At 67.0% G+C, this 16097-nt stretch carries 17 protein-coding genes, 4 tRNA genes and 1 pseudogene; 10 read left to right on the top strand and 12 right to left on the bottom strand.

All coding sequences use genetic code 11. The features are described from left to right. Window positions 1-114 precede the first annotated feature (114 nt). The 10 genes from rplL to B9N97_RS15450 all read right to left on the bottom strand — a co-directional run bounded on the left by rplL (window position 115) and on the right by B9N97_RS15450 (window position 5250). Window positions 115-492 (bottom strand): 50S ribosomal protein L7/L12, encoded by a 378-nt coding sequence (gene rplL / locus B9N97_RS15495; RefSeq protein WP_014246882.1) that lies wholly within the window; start codon window positions 490-492, stop codon window positions 115-117. Window positions 493-547: 55 nt separating this feature from the next. Beyond that, window positions 548-1066 (bottom strand): 50S ribosomal protein L10, encoded by a 519-nt coding sequence (gene rplJ / locus B9N97_RS15490; protein ID WP_085088107.1) that lies wholly within the window; start codon window positions 1064-1066, stop codon window positions 548-550. A 309-nt stretch (window positions 1067-1375) separates the two neighbouring features. Continuing rightward, window positions 1376-2083: a 50S ribosomal protein L1 gene (rplA, locus tag B9N97_RS15485; protein WP_085088105.1), complete on the bottom strand. Its 708-nt coding sequence runs from the start codon at window positions 2081-2083 to the stop codon at window positions 1376-1378. A 4-nt stretch (window positions 2084-2087) separates the two neighbouring features. Beyond that, window positions 2088-2522, bottom strand: coding sequence for a 50S ribosomal protein L11 (gene rplK, locus B9N97_RS15480; RefSeq protein WP_085088102.1), 435 nt, complete (start codon window positions 2520-2522; stop codon window positions 2088-2090). A gap of 160 nt (window positions 2523-2682) precedes the next feature. Further along, complete coding sequence (gene nusG, locus B9N97_RS15475; RefSeq protein WP_014246877.1) at window positions 2683-3213, bottom strand: transcription termination/antitermination protein NusG; 531 nt, start codon at window positions 3211-3213, stop codon at window positions 2683-2685. A gap of 3 nt (window positions 3214-3216) precedes the next feature. After that, window positions 3217-3414: a preprotein translocase subunit SecE gene (secE, locus tag B9N97_RS15470; RefSeq protein WP_014246876.1), complete on the bottom strand. Its 198-nt coding sequence runs from the start codon at window positions 3412-3414 to the stop codon at window positions 3217-3219. A gap of 72 nt (window positions 3415-3486) precedes the next feature. Continuing rightward, a tRNA-Trp gene (locus B9N97_RS15465) sits at window positions 3487-3562 on the bottom strand. Window positions 3563-3754: 192 nt separating this feature from the next. Further along, window positions 3755-4945, bottom strand: a complete 1191-nt coding sequence (gene tuf / locus B9N97_RS15460; RefSeq protein WP_085088099.1) for an elongation factor Tu — start codon at window positions 4943-4945, stop codon at window positions 3755-3757. A gap of 80 nt (window positions 4946-5025) precedes the next feature. Further along, window positions 5026-5099: transfer RNA gene (locus B9N97_RS15455), tRNA-Gly, on the bottom strand. A gap of 65 nt (window positions 5100-5164) precedes the next feature. After that, window positions 5165-5250 (bottom strand) — tRNA-Tyr (locus tag B9N97_RS15450). A gap of 141 nt (window positions 5251-5391) precedes the next feature. Here B9N97_RS15450 and rlmB point away from each other — a divergent pair. From rlmB to B9N97_RS15435, 4 genes and pseudogenes are all read left to right on the top strand, one after another. Further along, the gene (gene rlmB, locus B9N97_RS15445) at window positions 5392-6291 is read left to right on the top strand and encodes a 23S rRNA (guanosine(2251)-2'-O)-methyltransferase RlmB (RefSeq protein WP_085088097.1); all 900 of its coding nucleotides are present in this window, start codon (window positions 5392-5394) and stop codon (window positions 6289-6291) included. 83 nt (window positions 6292-6374) lie between these two features. Further along, a tRNA-Thr gene (locus B9N97_RS15440) sits at window positions 6375-6450 on the top strand. 446 nt (window positions 6451-6896) lie between these two features. After that, window positions 6897-7233, top strand: a pseudogene (locus tag B9N97_RS36310) (integrase core domain-containing protein); the annotation flags it as partial. 169 nt (window positions 7234-7402) lie between these two features. Beyond that, window positions 7403-7597 (top strand): hypothetical protein, encoded by a 195-nt coding sequence (locus B9N97_RS15435; RefSeq protein ID WP_167393295.1) that lies wholly within the window; start codon window positions 7403-7405, stop codon window positions 7595-7597. Between the two features lie 104 nt (window positions 7598-7701). On the opposite strand, the gene B9N97_RS15430 is transcribed toward B9N97_RS15435, so the two are convergent. Then, entirely contained in the window at window positions 7702-8283 is a 582-nt protein-coding gene (locus B9N97_RS15430) for a polysaccharide biosynthesis/export family protein (RefSeq protein ID WP_244560731.1), read from the bottom strand. Window positions 8284-8655: 372 nt separating this feature from the next. Further along, the gene (locus B9N97_RS15425) at window positions 8656-9924 is read right to left on the bottom strand and encodes an outer membrane beta-barrel protein (protein ID WP_085088090.1); all 1269 of its coding nucleotides are present in this window, start codon (window positions 9922-9924) and stop codon (window positions 8656-8658) included. A gap of 417 nt (window positions 9925-10341) precedes the next feature. On the opposite strand from B9N97_RS15425, the gene B9N97_RS35650 reads away from it, so the two are divergent. The 6 genes from B9N97_RS35650 (at window position 10342) to B9N97_RS15400 (ending at window position 16090) form a co-directional block, all read left to right on the top strand. Beyond that, complete coding sequence (locus tag B9N97_RS35650; RefSeq protein ID WP_167393314.1) at window positions 10342-10515, top strand: hypothetical protein; 174 nt, start codon at window positions 10342-10344, stop codon at window positions 10513-10515. A 368-nt stretch (window positions 10516-10883) separates the two neighbouring features. Beyond that, window positions 10884-11324 carry a MarR family winged helix-turn-helix transcriptional regulator gene (locus tag B9N97_RS15420; protein ID WP_085088087.1) on the top strand — a complete coding sequence of 147 codons (441 nt, stop codon included), beginning with the start codon at window positions 10884-10886 and terminating at the stop codon, window positions 11322-11324. 169 nt (window positions 11325-11493) lie between these two features. After that, a complete protein-coding gene (locus B9N97_RS15415; protein WP_085088084.1) occupies window positions 11494-12765 on the top strand; it encodes an ABC transporter substrate-binding protein in 1272 nt (423 codons plus the stop codon). A gap of 27 nt (window positions 12766-12792) precedes the next feature. Then, window positions 12793-14625, top strand: a complete 1833-nt coding sequence (locus tag B9N97_RS15410) for an ABC transporter permease (RefSeq protein WP_085088081.1) — start codon at window positions 12793-12795, stop codon at window positions 14623-14625. Then, on the top strand, window positions 14622-15380 hold the full coding sequence (locus tag B9N97_RS15405) for an ABC transporter ATP-binding protein (RefSeq protein ID WP_432264192.1): 759 nt from the start codon (window positions 14622-14624) through the stop codon (window positions 15378-15380). Before B9N97_RS15410 ends, B9N97_RS15405 begins: the two co-directional genes overlap by 4 nt. Beyond that, window positions 15377-16090, top strand: coding sequence for an ABC transporter ATP-binding protein (locus B9N97_RS15400; protein ID WP_085088078.1), 714 nt, complete (start codon window positions 15377-15379; stop codon window positions 16088-16090). Before B9N97_RS15405 ends, B9N97_RS15400 begins: the two co-directional genes overlap by 4 nt. The last annotated feature ends 7 nt before the right edge of the window (window positions 16091-16097 follow it).

Here is a 16097-nt window from a genome sequence, read left to right as displayed (position 1 = left end):
GGGCCGGGCAAGCCCGGTCCGGCGGAAGGCAGAAAACGCCGTGCGGCGGCAGGTTCCCTGGGGAACCGGCCGCCGTCCGGCGTGGAACTGTATGATCCGTAACGCAACAAGGTCTTACTTAATATCGACCTTGGCGCCGGCCTCTTCAAGCTGCTTCTTGATCTTGGCGGCCTCGTCCTTCGTGGCGCCTTCCTTGACCGGCTTCGGAGCGCCCTCGACCAGGTCCTTGGCTTCCTTCAGGCCCAGGCCGGTGATCGCGCGGACTTCCTTAATCACGTTGATCTTCTTGTCGCCGGCATCGGCGAGGATCACCGTGAACTCGGTCTGCTCTTCGGCCGGAGCGGCAGCGGCAGCGGCCGGGCCGGCGGCGGCAACGGCCACCGGAGCGGCGGCGGAGACGCCCCACTTCTCTTCGAGGAGCTTGGACAGCTCGGCGGCTTCCAGGACGGTCAGGGCCGACAGATCGTCGACGAGCTTCTGCAGATCAGCCATTTTACTACTCCAACGACTTGGATTCTGGGTTCAGATAAAACTGTGACAGAGCGGCTCAGGCCGCCTCGTCCTTCTTCGCGTAGGCCGCCAGCACGCGGGCGACCTGGCCGCCCGGAGCCTGGAGGACACCGGCGATGCGGGTCGCCGGGGTCTGGATCATGCCCACGAGCTTCGCGCGCAGTTCGTCCAGCGACGGCAGGGTCGCCAGGGCCTTGACGCCTTCGGCGTCGAGAACCTGGTTGCCGAGGCCGGCGCCGATGATCTGGAGCTTGTCGTTCGCCTTCGAGAACTCGGCAACGACCTTGGCGGCCGCAACCGGATCCTTCGAATAGGCGATCGCCGTCGGGCCCTTGAAGAGACCGTCCAGACCCTCGAACTGCGTGCCCTGAAGGGCGCGGCGGGCGAGCCGGTTCTTCGTCACCTTGAAGCCGGCACCCGCGGCCCGCACCTTCGCACGCAGATCGGTGACTTCCTTCACCGTCAGACCCAGATGATGGGTGACCACCACCAGGCCCGTCTCCGCGAGCTTCGACTGCAGGTCCGCGATCGTCGCTTCTTTTTGTGTACGATCCACGGATCGCCTCCTTGCACAGAGGTGTACATGGACCCACGACCCCGAAGGGCCGGAGGTCCGGCGAACCTGTCCCAGAAGTTCAAGCCGTTCCTGAACCGGATCGCGCTGCCGGAGGCGGCGGAGCCGGAGGGGTAAACGGGTTCAACTCCTGTCTGCGCGGGTGGATTTTAAGCCCTCCCCTTCCCTTGCGGTTCGGGTCGGACACCAGCGGTCTCGGACAGGGGTGGGCGGGTGCCCTTGGGGTTCCCCCCGCGGACGGTCCGCCCGGACGCCGCCACTGCCCGAGGACAGCGGCGGCGAAACGGGTCATCAGGCGGCGGCCGGAGCCGACACGCTGGTGAGGTCGAGCTTCAGGCCCGGGCCCATGGTCGACGACAGCGAGACCTTGAGCACATACTGGCCCTTGGCGCCGGTCGGCTTGGCACGGGTGATGGCATCGACGAAGGCGCGGATGTTCTGGACCAGCGCCTCTTCCGAGAAGCTGACCTTGCCGACGCCGGCGTGGACGATACCGGTCTTCTCCGCACGGAACTCCACCGCGCCGGCCTTGGCGGCCTTCACGGCGCCGGCGACGTCGGGGGTCACGGTGCCCAGCTTCGGGTTCGGCATCAGGCCGCGCGGGCCAAGGACCTTACCGAGCTTGCCGACCACGCCCATCATGTCGGGCGAGGCGATGCAGCGGTCGAAGTTGATGTTGCCGGCCAGGATCTGTTCGGCGAGGTCGTCGCCGCCGACCACGTCGGCGCCGGCGGCCAGAGCCTCATCGACCTTGGCGCCGCGGGCGAACACCGCCACGCGGACGGTCTTGCCGGTGCCGTTCGGCAGGTTCACGACGCCGCGGACCATCTGGTCGGCGTGGCGCGGATCGATGCCGAGGTTCATCGCGATTTCGATGGTCTCGTCGAACTTGGCCTTGGCGGCACCCTTCACCAGGGTGACGGCCTCTTCCAGCGAGTAGAAGTTGTCGCGGTTGACGCTCTTGTAGGCGTCGGTCAGACGCTTGCCCAGCTTCGCCATAGGATCAGCCCTCCACCACTTCGAGGCCCATCGAGCGGGCGGAACCGGCGATCATGGTCGCAGCGGCTTCGACGTCGTGCGCGTTCAGGTCGGCCATCTTCTTCTGGGCGATCTCGCGGATCTGCGAGGTCGTGACCTGGCCGACGAAACCGCCCTTGCCGGGGGTCGTCGAACCCTTGTCCTTGCCCGAAGCCTTCTTGAGGAAGTAGCTGACCGGCGGGGTCTTGGTCACGAAGGTGAAGGTGCGGTCGCCGTAGGCGGTGATGACCACGGGAATCGGCATGCCGACTTCCAGGTCCGCCGTCTTGGCGTTGAACGCCTTGCAGAACTCCATGATGTTCAGGCCGCGCTGACCGAGCGCCGGACCGATGGGCGGCGACGGGTTCGCCTTGCCGGCCGGAACCTGCAGCTTGATGTAACCGACGATTTTCTTCGCCATCTCACAACCTCCTGGGACGACGCCTCACGCCTGGGACCGGATGGTCCGGCGCGGCGTCGCGGGGTTTTGCGGTTCGGCCATGGCGAGCCTCCCGCAACAGAATGGAGCCACCGATGCAAGCACCGGCAGCTCCGACACGAAAAACTGTGGAACCTTGCGCTTAGATCTTTTCGACCTGCGTGTATTCCAGCTCGACCGGCGTGGAGCGACCGAAGATCGACACCGCCACCTTGAGGCGGGACTTCTCTTCGTCGACTTCCTCGACGACACCATTGAACGAGGTGAAGGGACCGTCGCTCACTCGCACCTGTTCGCCCACCTCGAAGGTGATCGACGGCTTGGGGCGCTCAAAGCCTTCCTGCACCTGATGGATGATCCGTTCGGCCTCGCGCTGGGAAATCGGCTGCGGCTTGCCGCCACCGCCCAGGAAGTCCGTGACCTTCGGTGTGTTCTTCACCAGCGACCAGGATTCGTCGGTCAGGTCCATCTTGACGAGGACGTAGCCGGGGAAGAACTTGCGTTCCGTGTTGATCTTGGAACCCCGGCGCACTTCGACCACTTCTTCGGTCGGGACCAGGATTTCCTCGAACTTGTCTTCCAGACCCTTCTGAGCCGCCTTTTCGCGGATGGCCTGGGCGACCTTCTTTTCGAAACCCGAATAAACGTGCACGACGTACCAGCGCGCGGCCATGTCTTAGCCTCCCAGCCCAAGGATCAAGCGAACGGCAACCGCCAGCACCTGATCGACGACGAGGAAGAACAGGGCGGCGAGCACGACCATGACGAAAACCATGGCGGTCGTGATGCCGGTTTCCTTGCGGGTCGGCCAGGTGACCCTGGCTACCTCGCGGCGGACCTCGCGCGCGAATTCTGCGGGATTGACTTTAGCCATCGTGCGAACCGTGCGAGCTCCGGAGCGACTATGAAGGGCGCCGCTTTTACCCTAACCGTTATTGGGACGGGATGGCAGGAGTGGAGGGGCTCGAACCCCCAACCCCCGGTTTTGGAGACCGGTGCTCTACCAATTGAGCTACACTCCTATCTCCGTCCGGCCACACCTTTCGGCGTGGGACGCCGCTTAAAGCATTCTTTCGGCGGCGGTGTCAAGGCCTTTCAGCCCGACTTTCGGAATAACTTTTTAGAACGGCTTTCCGGAAGCCCAACCGTACTCTGCAGCCAGATAAAACTCCCCCGCCGAACCGTGGCCCGGCGGGGGAGGCAGGCTTATAGCATCACTCGACGATCTTGGCAACGACACCGGCGCCGACGGTGCGGCCGCCTTCGCGGATGGCGAAGCGCAGGCCTTCGTCCATGGCGATCGGGGCGATCAGAGCCACGTCCATGGCGACGTTGTCGCCCGGCATCACCATCTCGACGCCTTCCGGCAGCGAGACCATGCCCGTCACGTCCGTCGTACGGAAGTAGAACTGCGGACGGTAGTTGGTGAAGAACGGGGTGTGACGGCCGCCCTCTTCCTTCGTCAGGATGTAGGCTTCGGCCTTGAACTTGGTGTGCGGGGTGATCGAACCCGGCTTGGCCAGAACCTGGCCGCGCTCGACGTCCTCGCGCTTGGTGCCGCGCAGCAGCGCGCCGATGTTGTCGCCGGCCTCACCCGAGTCGAGCAGCTTGCGGAACATCTCGACGCCGGTCACCGTCGTCTTCACCGTGGCCTTCAGGCCGACGATCTCGACTTCGTCACCGACCTTCACGATGCCGCGCTCGACACGGCCGGTCACCACGGTGCCGCGGCCCGAGATCGAGAACACGTCTTCGATCGGCATCAGGAACGGACGGTCCTTCGGACGCTCCGGCTGCGGGATGTACTCGTCCACCGTCTTCATCAGAGCCAGAACGGCGTCGCGGCCGATCTCCGGCTGACGGTCTTCCAGGGCGCACAGGGCCGAGCCCTTGGTGATCGGAATGTCGTCGCCCGGGAACTGGTAGGACGACAGCAGCTCGCGAACTTCCAGCTCGACCAGCTCCAGCAGCTCCGGATCGTCGACCATGTCGACCTTGTTCAGGAACACGACCAGAGCCGGAACGCCGACCTGGCGGGCCAGCAGGATGTGCTCGCGGGTCTGCGGCATCGGGCCGTCGGCGGCCGACACGACCAGGATCGCGCCGTCCATCTGGGCGGCGCCCGTGATCATGTTCTTCACGTAGTCGGCGTGGCCGGGGCAGTCGACGTGCGCGTAGTGGCGGTTGGTCGTCTCGTACTCGACGTGGGCGGTCGAGATCGTGATGCCGCGCGCCTTCTCTTCCGGCGCCTTGTCGATCTGGTCGTAAGCGGTGAAGGTGGCGCCGCCGGACTCCGCCAGCACCTTCGTGATCGCCGCCGTCAGCGACGTCTTGCCGTGGTCGACGTGGCCGATCGTGCCAACGTTGCAGTGCGGCTTGTTCCGCTCAAACTTTGCCTTCGCCATCGCTTTGGTCTTTCGTTCCCGACGTTCCGGACGCACACAATGGCCCGGCCGAGATCCGTTTTCCGTGGCGCACGCGGGATTGGAGCGGGTGAGGGGAATCGAACCCCCGTCGTAAGCTTGGAAGGCTTCTGCTCTACCATTGAGCTACACCCGCCTGAGCCATCCCGCCGGCGCGACCGTCCGGGGCAAACGCGATCACGGACAAGCCGTGGAATGTAGTGGTGGAAGGGGCTGGATTCGAACCAGCGTACGCTAACGCGGGCAGATTTACAGTCTGCTGCCTTTAACCACTCGGCCACCCTTCCAATCCGCGGCTTGGCTGTGCCCGCCGCGGAGTTCGGCAATATGCGAATTTTTCAGACCTTGTCAACACGGGTTAAGCGGTTCACACCAGAAAAAATTCGGCCGCAGTCCGCTGCGGCCCCCTCCCCTTCTTCGTGGGTATCATGACGCGCTCCAGACATCCCGGCTCCGCCCCCGCTTCCAGCCGCTCTTCCGACCGTGCCGCCGACCGCACCCCCGACCGGGGCGGCGAGCGTTCCGGTGCGAAGGCACAGCACGGGTCGTCACCGCGGCCGGCGAAGGGCGGTCGTCCGCCGGCCGCGCGCGGCGTCCTTCTCTATGGTCTGCACCCGGTCGCCGCCGCCTGGACCAACCCGGAGCGGCGCATTCACCGGCTGCTGGCGACCGATTCGGGCCGGGCGGCGTTGGAGCCGGCCTTCGCGGCGGCCCGCGCTCTGGGGCTGCAACGGCCGGAGGCCTCGCCGGTCGACCGGATGGAGCTCGAGCGGATGCTGCCGCCGGGCGCCGTCCACCAGGGCATCGTGGTCGACGCCTCTCCCTTGCCGGAACTGGGCATCGAGGATTTGTGCAACGAGCTGGAGCCGGAGAAATCGGCGGTCATCGTTGCCCTCGACCAGGTGACGGATCCGCACAATGTCGGCGCCATCCTGCGGTCCGCCGCCGCCTTCGGCGCCCGCGCCGTGGTGGTGACCGAACGCCACGCCCCGGAAACCACGGGCGTGCTGGCAAAGAGTGCATCGGGCGCGCTGGAGGCGGTGCCGCTGGTCCGCGTCACCAACCTTGCCCGCGCGCTGACCGACCTGCAGCAGAACGGCTTCTGGTCGGTCGGACTTGCCGAATCGGGGCAGTCAACTCTGGCCAAGCTGGACCTGACCGGCAAGACGGTTCTGGTGATGGGGGCGGAGGGCAGCGGCCTGCGCCGGCTGACCATGGAGCGCTGCGACGCCATCGCGCGCCTTCCCACCGGCGGTCCGGTGGGCAGCCTCAACGTTTCCAATGCCGCCGCGGTGGCTTTGTACGAGGTCGCCCGCCTGCGCGAGTGACGGGGAAGCGGTTCCGGTGCGGTCAAGTGCTTGTTTGCACGGAAAAGGGACGCTAAGGTGTGCCTCCGCCAAGCGACGGGCGCGCCGGATTAGCTCAGCTGGTAGAGCAGCTGATTTGTAATCAGAAGGTCACGGGTTCGATTCCTGTATCCGGCACCAGTTTCGTTAATCGACACAAGGGCTTAGCGACGGCGCACCTTGCAGCGCTAAGCCCTTCGTCTCTCCAGGTAACGTCGAGGTAACAGTCGCGTCAACGGCTGATCGGGGCATTAACAGCCCCCTGTCCGGGTGGACACGACCTTTCAAGGCGACGCAGAAGGTTCCGGACCTGGGCTGGTCCCCAAACAGCCGCCCATGGGCGTGGACACATGTCGCCGATCCAGTTCGCGGCCGATGGCGCGGAGGCTCCGCGATCCGGAAGCCATGATATCCGACACGAGGGCGCGCAGGTCGTCGGCCCGTTTGTCGGCCAACTCACGCATCCGTCGAGACCCGCAGGTTGGGGGCTGAGCGCGCAAGCTGGCTCCCCGGTTTGGACCAGCGAGCCTCACCCCCCTGTCTCGCGCGGCCCGCAGAGCGGCCTTGGTGCGCTCACTGATTGAACCGCCCAATACTGTTCGGATGAATACCAGAAGATGTTGCAGGAGAACGCAATATTGGTTTCGATGAGCGGGCGCGGGAACCGCTACGATAACGCGATGGTGGAGACTATCTTCAAGCCCTTGAAGTCAGAGCTGGTGTGGCGCACGATCTTTACTTCGCGGCGGCAGGCCTAAATCGCCATTGGCTGCTACATCGACGGCTTCTATAATCCAATCCGGCGACACTCCTCACTCGGCTTCAAAAGCCCCTGTGTCTTTGAGGTCGCTGCGTAGAATCGACACACTGGCTCTCCACTTGCTCCGGGCAAGTCCACGCACCAGGTCTCCCCTACGCCCGTAAGGATAAACCAACAGCAACTCACCACGGAACCCTTGGACGGCCGCACGGTTGGAGGAGGCATCACGATGCCCCCGATACCAGCTTGTGCGAAAGGCCGACCATGACCAAGCCCCAGCGTCCCGAGTCGGGCGGTGATACGCCCACCACTCCCAGCGCGGAGGCCCATCGGATGCGCGCGGACATTGACCGCGGGCTGACCGGCGACAAGGTTCCGGCCACCGATCCCGCCGCCGCTCCGCTCGGCACCGACGACGAGGCGGCCGGCACCACGCCGCCGCACGGCATGTCGCGCGATCCCATCGTCCCTAAAGATCAGCGCATCCCGCCGGGCCAGAAGAAGGGCGGCGATACGCTGGACACCTGACCGCCCGATGGCGGGCCGCCCGGAACAGCGAAAAGCCCGGCCGGGGATCCCGGTCGGGCTTTTCTCTGTCAGGCGTCCGGCAATCGGCCCTTGGAAGCCTGGGCTCAGAAATAGCGCTCCGGCACGCGGACCACGTCGTCCGGCATCACCGAGGTGGTGATCGGAGCCTTGCGGATTTCCTTCTTGGGATCGGCGCCGCGGGTGATCAGGACGTAATCCTCCTTGGCGCGGTAGGTATAGCCGCCGGCCATCGCCACGGCCGACAGGGCGGTCATGCCGTTGACATACTGGTACTGGCCGGGGTTGCGCACCTCACCCAGGATGAAGAAGGGCCGGTGGTTCAGCACCTCGACGCTGACCTTCGGGTCCTTCACATAGCCGGCGGCCAGACGGGTGGTGATTTCCTTTTCAAGGTCGCGGGTGCTGCGGTCCTTGGCCGAGACCTCGCCGATCAGCGGCATGGCGACCTTGCCGGTGCCGTCCACGCGGAACTCGCCGGACAGCTGTTCCTCACCGAACACGATGACGCGCAAGGCGTCGCCCGGGCCGAGATTGTATTCGCCGATCTGACCGGCGCCGGCGGTCTCCATCGGCGCGTCGTTGCCGGCACAGCCGACCATGGCAACGGCGAGCGCGGCCAACCCGATCCCCTGGCCCAGCGCACGGAACATATGACGTCGATTCATCCCTAAACCCTTTCCCTGGCTGGTGGATGCCTGCCGCAGCGCCGGCCCGGTCCTGATCGCCGGTCCGGTAGGCCCGGACGGATGGAACGGCTCCCTGGAACCACCCATTCGCCGGCCGCCTTGCAGCGGCGCCCTTTGGTCACGCACCTGAATTCGGGTGGAGACTAGCAACTCGCAAGCGCTTGGGAAAAAGTGGAGAGGAATTACCGCCTTCGGATCCCCCCAATACATCGCTGCCGGCCATAAAAGCAGGCATAAGAAAAGGGCGCCCGTCATAGGACGGACGCCCTGCCCTGTTCAGCAAAACCTTTAGGACCTTTGGCCGGGACTTTCCCGGACGGCCGATCCGGATTCGGCGGATTACAGGCTGGATTACATCTGGGCGCCGAGTCGCAGGTAGATCAGGTTGTCGCTGTACTCGGCCGCGCTCAGGTTGGAGTTGCGCTTTTCATAGGTGTAGCCGCTGGTCAGATACAGATAGCGGTTCATCTGATAGGTGCCGCCGATGCTGGCCGTATAGACCTTGTCGTTGCGGTCGTTGCCGTTGAAGTCGTCCTGGCGGTACTGCAGCCGGGCGTTCAGCACCAGCGAGCGCAGCAGCTCGTGGTCGACGCCCAGGGCGAACAGGGTGCGGGTGTAGCTGGAGGCGGTGCCGAAGCCAGGGCTGGCCGAGGTCTCGCGCACCTGCCGGCTGGCGGTGGCGCTGATGCCGGTCAGCTGGGTGACCGCCCAGTTCAGGCGTCCGCCGAAGGACAGGCCGCTGAAGTCCTCAAGCCGCGAGTCCTTGTAGTCGCGAACGAGGTAGCCGGCGAACAGCTCGCCGGTGATCAGGCCGGTCAGCTCGCTGGCGACGCCGCCCACCACCTCGTACCCGTCCGAATCGCGGTCGAGCCCGAAGGCGTCGCGGTTGTTCTTGTGGCGGGTCCAGGAATAGGTGCCCTGGACGAAGGCCTCGTAGCCCTCGATGAACTCATAGCCGACGCGGCCGACCGTCGCATATTCCCAGCGGTCGCGGTCACCCTGGCGGGCGACGCCGCCGCCGATCAGGTCGACGTCGTCATAGGAGATGTACTGGGCCGACCCCGACACGCGGGCACGCACACGGTTGAAGCGCTGGGTATAGCCGGCCTCGCCGCCGCTGGTAAAATACTTCACCGGCTCGGCATAGCCCTGCAGGCTGTTGATGTCGCCTCGGCCTTCGTGGTTGCGGCGGTGGAACAGCCGGGCGTCCAGCGCACCGCCCTTGTTCACGTCGTAACGGCCGTCGGCCTGCGCGGCATAGTCCGTGTAGTTCTCGCCGGAATGGTCGCTGTAGCGGCCGGTATCGGCGGAGGCGGAGAAGTTCAGCGCATGGGCCGCGAAGTCGGACTTGATGTCGATCCGCGGACGGACGGTCCAGATGACGTCGTCCTCGTGGTTGTCGCGGGTGGCGTAGACGTTGGTCTCATAGGTGGCGCCGGCTTCCACCCGCGGCAGGAACAGGAAGGAGCCGGCGCGGACGCCAAGCTGCTCCAGCTCCGGCCGGCGGCGCTCCAGCACGGTTTCGCCACGCTGCAGGTCGTCCTGGGCGGCGGCGGGAAGCGACGTCAGCCCGGTCGAGGCGAGAGCGAGGGCGAGGAGGGAAAGGGTGCTGGTCTTCATGGAGTCACCGCGCTTGGCTGGGTTCGGTCGGCTCTGGGTTCGGTCGGCTCGTCGGGCCGGGGGCCGGCCCCTTGGTGGGATACGGCCGGTCACCGCCTTCCGGCGGGAACCGATGCGGACGCATCCTCGGCAAAGACACAACAATCCGTGCTCCTTCCGCAACAGTGAAGCCCGGCCGCCGCCGCTTTTGCCGGGTCCTGTGGTGTGGCCGCAACAAAAGGTCGGCAATGGGACAAGGCCGGCGGCGGCAATGATTCGCTTGATTCCAGTCTCTTTTTCAAATGGTCCTAAGATGAAGGTCATAGCCAGGGGCCGGCAGAACTGGCGATGCTCCCCCGCCCCTGCCCTGCCCCTACTTGGAACCGTCCGCCCCGCACCGGGTTGTTCATGACGATTCCTGACCAGGAAAGGTGCCGCATGACACGCCGACTCGACACGCCGCCGCCTCCGCCCTCGACCAAGCGCCCGCCCGACGCCACCACCCCACCCTACACGCCGGGCGGGGTGACGCCCCCCGATGGCGAGGGCGCGGCCAGTCCTGCCGAGAAGACCGCTCCGCCCGACAGCTATCCGCCCAAGCGGAAACCCTGACGAAGAACAGGCGGTGAGAAGCGGCGGCGGCCGAAGCGTATCGTGACGACAGCATCATGATTCAGCGGTCTGGACAGCCCGAATTGCGGCAGAAGCGGCGCTTGCCTTGTTTTCGAACTTGCGCTGCTTCTTTTGTTGCGCCGCCGATGACGTTTGCATTCCTGTGGCTCTATGACGCATCTGCGAAGGTTGCACTGCGGCCATTGTGTTTTCTACCCTTTCCATGAGGAACGCATAATGGACGCAACAGGTGGCGACGGGCGGCAAACGCCGGGCCACCTCTGCCCACGCAGCCGGGAGCGGCGGTCCGTGCCCGCCCCAGCCTTCGCCCCGGATCGAAGGCGGGCGCGAACCACGGGCCCGTTGCCATGGACGACTTCGGACGACTGCCTCCCGACGACTACCAGTTGGCCGGCCAGGTTCACCACCGCCTCCGCCGCGCCCATCAGCGCGCGTCGGCGATCTTCATCGACCTGATCGGCGATTCGCTGCTGACCCCCACCCAATGGGCGGCGCTTGCCACCCTGCATGCCGAGGGTCCGCTGTCGCAGAACCAGCTCGGCCGGCTGACCTACATGGATCCGGCGACCACGCAAGGCGTGATCCTGCGGCTGGTGGAGCGCAATCTGGTCGAACGCCAGCCCGACCCGCAGGACCGCCGCCGCACCAGCGTCCGGCTGACGCGGATCGGCCAGGCGCTGGTCGTAGACCTGACGGCCAACGCCGCCGCCGCCCACGAACGCACGCTGGAACCGCTGTCGGAGGAAGAGCGGGTCCAGTTCATGGCCCTGCTGGCCCGCCTGATGTAGGCGGCATCGCCTGACGGTTTGGGAAAGGCCGGTTTGAGAAAGGCCGAACGGGAAAACCCCCCCGATCAGGCGGTGACTTTTGCGCGGGGTTTGCTATGAACGCGGTGTGTTGCGTCGCACCGCGACCCGGACACGCCGCTGGTCTCTCACGAACCGGGGTCCCCGCAGGATGAAGCACCGCCACCCGATCGCCTCGCCGACGGCGAAGTCCCGCCTTTCGGCCGCTCTGTTCGCTGCCATCTCCGTCGCAGCGCTCGCCACCGGTCCCGCCGCGGCCCAATCCGCGAAGGAGCCGGTGAAATTTTCCGGCGCGCCGGTTCGGGTGGGCGAGATCAACAGCTACACCGGGCTGCCCGCCTTCACCATCCCCTATCGCCAGGGCTGGCAATTGGCGCTGGAGGAGATCAACGCCCAGGGCGGCGTGATCGGCTGCTGCGAACTGCAGGTCGTCTCGCGAGACGACGCCGGCAAGCCCGACGACGCGGTGCGCGTCGCGCAGGAGCTGGTGACGAACGAGGCGGTGGACGTGCTGGCCGGCACCTATTTCTCCCACATCGGGCTGGCCGTCGCCGATTTCGCCGCGCGCAACAAGATGCCTTTCGTCGCGGCAGAACCGCTGACCGACGCGATCACCTGGGCCAAGGGCAACCGCTACACCTTCCGCCTGCGCCCCAGCACCTACATGCAGGCGGCCATGCTGGTGGAGGAGGCGGCGAAGCTGCCGGCCAAGCGCTGGGCCACCGTCGCGCCCAACTACGAATACGGCCAGTCGGCGGTGGCGTGGTTCAAGCAGCTGCTGAAGGAAAAGCGCCCGGACGTGGAGTTCGTGGCCGAGCAGTGGCCGGCACAGGGCAAGCTGGAGGCCGGCCCGACCGTTCAGGCTCTGGCCGCCGCCAAGCCCGACGCGATCTTCAACGTCACCTTCGGCGCCGATCTCGCCAAGTTCGTGCGCGAAGGCGAGGGGCGCGGCCTGTTCCGCAACCGCAAGGTCGTCAGCCTGCTGACCGGCGAGCCGGAATATCTGGAGCCGATGAAGGACGAGGCGCCGGAGGGCTGGATCGTCACCGGCTATCCCTGGGAGCAGATCGACACGCCCGCCCACAAGGCCTTCGTCGCCGCCTACACCGCGCGCTTCAAGGAATCGCCCAAGGCGGGTTCCATCGTCGGCTACACCACCATGAAGGCGGTCGCCGCCGCCATCACCAAGGCCAGATCCGCCAATGCGGAGCCGATCGTCGATGCGCTGGCCGGCCTGACCATCGACAGCCCGGTCGGCCCGGTGACCTTCCGCGCGTCCGACCATCAGGCCACCATGGGCACCTATGTCGGCACCACCACCGTCAAGGACGGCCGCGGCACCATGAAGGACTGGCACTACGCCGACGGCGCCAACTACCTGCCGCCCGACGACGTGGCGCGCAAGATGCGGCCGGCGGAGTAAGGCGCCGGGCTTCCGGCGCTCCACCCCATGTCCTTCCTCCTCGTCCAGGCCCTCAGCGGGCTCGCGACCGCGGCGACGCTGTTCCTGGTGTCGTCGGGGCTGACCATCGTGTTCGGCGTGACGCGGATCGTGAATTTCGCGCACGGGTCCTTCTACATGGTCGGCGCCTATGCCGGCTGGTCGCTGATCGAGCGGTTCGGCGGCACGCCGGCCGGCTTCTGGGGATCGGTCGCCGCCGCCGCGCTGGCGATGGGCGTTCTCGGCGCCGCGATGGAGATCGGGCTGCTGCGCCGGCTCTACCGCTCGCCGGAGCTGTTCCAGCTGCTGGGCACCTTCGGCGTCGTGCTGGTGGTGCAGGACCTGACCGCCTGGGCTTGGGGGCCGGAGGATCTCCTGGGTCGCCGGGCGCCGGGGCTGAAGGGCTCCATCGACATCCTCGACCAGCCCTTCCCGCTCTACGACCTCGTGCTGATCGGGCTTGGGCCGCTGGTGCTTGGATTGCTGTGGCTGCTGTTCAACCGCACCCGCTGGGGCACGCTGGTGCGGGCGGCGACGCAGGACCGCGAGATGACCAGCGCGCTGGGCGTCGATCCGACACGGCTGTTCACCGGCGTGCTGTTCCTGGGCTGCGCGCTGGCCGGGCTGGGCGGCGCCCTGCAGGTCCCGCGCGAGGCGGTGACCCTGCAGATGGACGTGGCCATCGTTGTGGAAGCCTTCGTCGTCGTCGTGGTCGGCGGCATGGGCAGCCTGACCGGCGCCTTCCTCGCCTCGCTGCTGATCGGGCAGCTGCAGGCCTTCGGCATCCTGGTCTTCCCGCAGATCACGCTGGTGATCGTCTTCCTGTTCATGGCGGTGGTGCTGGTGCTGCGCCCGCATGGCCTGCTCGGCCGGGCGGAGGAGGTGCCGCCGACCGCACCCGCCACGGTGACCGTGCCGCTGTCGGCCGGACGCCATGCCGGGGTTTGGGCGCTGGCCCTGCTGGCGGTGATGGCGGCGGCGCCGCTGGTCGCCGGCGATTACGCGCTGATCCTGCTGACCGAGGTGGTGATCCTCGCCCTGTTCGCCGCCAGTCTGCATCTGCTGATCGGGCTGGGCGGGCTGGTCTCCTTCGGCCATGCCGCGTGGTTCGGGATGGGCGCCTACGGCTCGGCCCTGCTGGTCAAGCATTTGGACGCGCCGATGCCGCTGGCGCTCGCCGGTGCACCGGTTCTGGCCGGGCTGGGGGCGCTGGTGGCGGGCTGGTTCTGCGTGCGGCGGTCGGGGCTGTATTTCGCCATGCTGACGCTGGCCTTCGCGCAGATCGTCTGGTCGATCGCCTTCCAATGGTATGCGGTGACCGGTGGCGACAACGGCATCCTCGGTGTCTGGCCGTCGGCCTGGGCCGCGGGCAAGGCAGCCTATTACTGGTTGACGCTGGCGCTGTGCGGCGGCGCGCTGTGGCTGCTGCGCCGGGCCGCTTTCGCCCCATTCGGCTATGCGTTGCGGGCCGGCCGCGACTCAGGGCTCCGTGCCGAGTCGGTGGGCATTGACGTGCGCCGCTTCCAGTGGATGGCCTTCGTACTGGCCGGCACGGCGGCCGGTCTGGCCGGCGGCCTCTACGCCTTCGCCAAGGGCAGCGTCTTCCCCACCCTGCTGGCGGTGCCGCAGTCGGTCGATGCGCTGGTGATGGTGCTGATGGGCGGCATCCAGACCATCGCCGGACCGCTGGCCGGTGCCGCGGTCTTCCACCTTCTCGAATCGGAGGTGATGAGCATGACCGACTGGTGGCGGCTGGTGCTGGGCCTGATCATCATCGCGCTGGTGCTGGTCTTCCCCAAGGGCATCGTCGGCTTCCTGTCCGGCTTCAGGAGGCGGGCATGAGCGAGTTGCCCATGAGTGAGTTGGTGGTGCGCGACCTGCAACGCTCTTTCGGCGGGGTGCAGGCGGTGGGCGGCGTGTCCTTCACCCTGCGATCCGGCGACCTGCTGGCGCTGATCGGCCCGAATGGCGCGGGCAAGAGCACCTGCTTCAACCTGCTGAACGGACAGCTGCGGCCCGACTCGGGCTCGGTCAGGCTGGACGGCACGGAACTGGTCGGCCTGCCGCCTCGGCGCATCTGGGCGCTGGGCGTCGGCCGCACCTTCCAGATCACCGCGACCTTCGCCTCGATGACGGTGGCGGAGAATGTGCAGATGGTGCTGCTGTCGCGTGCGCGCCGGCTGTTCGGCCTGTGGCGCCCGGCCGCCGCCCAGTTCCGCGAGCCGGCGCTGGCCCTGCTGGACCGCGTCGGCATGGCAGCGCAAGCCGACCGTCCCTGCGGGGTGCTGGCCTATGGCGACGTGAAGCGGGTCGAGCTGGCGATGGCACTGGCCAGCGAGCCGGCCGTGCTGCTGATGGACGAGCCGACTGCCGGCATGGCCCCGGCCGAACGGCTTGCCCTGATGGCGCTGACGGCGGAGCTGGTGCGCGAGCGCGGCCTCGCCGTGCTGTTCACAGAGCATGACATGGATGCCGTCTTCGGCCACGCCACCCGCGTGCTGGTGCTCGACCGTGGCCGGCTGATCGCGGAAGGCTCGCCGGAGCAGGTGCGTGCCGATCCCCGCGTGCAATCCGTCTATCTGGGAGGCGAGGCGTGAGCGAGGCTCTGCTGACGGTGGACGGTCTCCAGGCGTGGTATGGCCGCGCCCACATCCTCGACGGCATCGCCCTGACCGTCGGGCGTGGCGAGGTGGTGGCGCTGATGGGCCGCAACGGCGCCGGCAAGACCACCACGCTGAAGGCGATCATGGGGCTGGTGGAACGCCGCGCCGCGACCCTGCGCTTCGACGGCCGCGACCTGTCCGCCCTGCCCGCCCACCGCATCGCCCGGCTCGGCGTCGGCTATGTGCCGGAGGATCGCCGCATCTTCGCCGACCTGACGGTTGAGGAGAATCTGGAGGTCGGCCGCCAGCCACCCCGCCCGGGTGCCCCCGCCTGGACGCCGGAGAAGCTGTTCACCCTGTTCCCCAACCTTGCGGAGATGCGCGGCCGCCGCGGCACCCGGATGAGCGGCGGCGAGCAGCAGATGCTGACGCTGGCCCGCACGCTGATGGGCAACCCGTCGCTGCTTCTGCTTGACGAACCGTCGGAAGGGCTGGCGCCGCTGATCGTGAAGCAGATGGCCGACGCGGTGCGGCGCCTGAAGGCAGAGGGGCTGTCGGTGTTGCTGTCCGAACAGAGCCTGTCCTTCGCCTCGGCCGTTGCCGACCGCGCCTGCGTCATCGAAACCGGCCGCCTGCGCTGGACCGGTTCGATGGCGGAGCTGATGGCCGATGACGGGGTGAGGGCGGCGTACCTGGCGGTGTGACCGCCCC

The sequence above is a fragment of the Azospirillum oryzae genome, from assembly GCF_900177515.1.
GTDB classification, from domain to species: domain Bacteria; phylum Pseudomonadota; class Alphaproteobacteria; order Azospirillales; family Azospirillaceae; genus Azospirillum; species Azospirillum oryzae_A.
This window is presented reverse-complemented; position numbering and strand designations above follow the sequence as displayed.

Coding starts and splice junctions, on each gene's coding strand:
- rplL (WP_014246882.1), bottom strand. CDS start 492: ATGGCTGATCTGCAGAAGCTCGTCGACGATCTGTCGGCCCTGACCGTC.
- rplA (WP_085088105.1), bottom strand. CDS start 2,083: ATGGCGAAGCTGGGCAAGCGTCTGACCGACGCCTACAAGAGCGTCAAC.
- rplK (WP_085088102.1), bottom strand. CDS start 2,522: ATGGCGAAGAAAATCGTCGGTTACATCAAGCTGCAGGTTCCGGCCGGC.
- nusG (WP_014246877.1), bottom strand. CDS start 3,213: ATGGCCGCGCGCTGGTACGTCGTGCACGTTTATTCGGGTTTCGAAAAG.
- secE (WP_014246876.1), bottom strand. CDS start 3,414: ATGGCTAAAGTCAATCCCGCAGAATTCGCGCGCGAGGTCCGCCGCGAG.
- tuf (WP_085088099.1), bottom strand. CDS start 4,945: ATGGCGAAGGCAAAGTTTGAGCGGAACAAGCCGCACTGCAACGTTGGC.
- rlmB (WP_085088097.1), top strand. CDS start 5,392: ATGACGCGCTCCAGACATCCCGGCTCCGCCCCCGCTTCCAGCCGCTCT.
- B9N97_RS15435 (WP_167393295.1), top strand. CDS start 7,403: ATGCGCGCGGACATTGACCGCGGGCTGACCGGCGACAAGGTTCCGGCC.
- B9N97_RS15430 (WP_244560731.1), bottom strand. CDS start 8,283: ATGAATCGACGTCATATGTTCCGTGCGCTGGGCCAGGGGATCGGGTTG.
- B9N97_RS15425 (WP_085088090.1), bottom strand. CDS start 9,924: ATGAAGACCAGCACCCTTTCCCTCCTCGCCCTCGCTCTCGCCTCGACC.
- B9N97_RS35650 (WP_167393314.1), top strand. CDS start 10,342: ATGACACGCCGACTCGACACGCCGCCGCCTCCGCCCTCGACCAAGCGC.
- B9N97_RS15420 (WP_085088087.1), top strand. CDS start 10,884: ATGGACGACTTCGGACGACTGCCTCCCGACGACTACCAGTTGGCCGGC.
- B9N97_RS15415 (WP_085088084.1), top strand. CDS start 11,494: ATGAAGCACCGCCACCCGATCGCCTCGCCGACGGCGAAGTCCCGCCTT.
- B9N97_RS15410 (WP_085088081.1), top strand. CDS start 12,793: ATGTCCTTCCTCCTCGTCCAGGCCCTCAGCGGGCTCGCGACCGCGGCG.
- B9N97_RS15405 (WP_432264192.1), top strand. CDS start 14,622: ATGAGCGAGTTGCCCATGAGTGAGTTGGTGGTGCGCGACCTGCAACGC.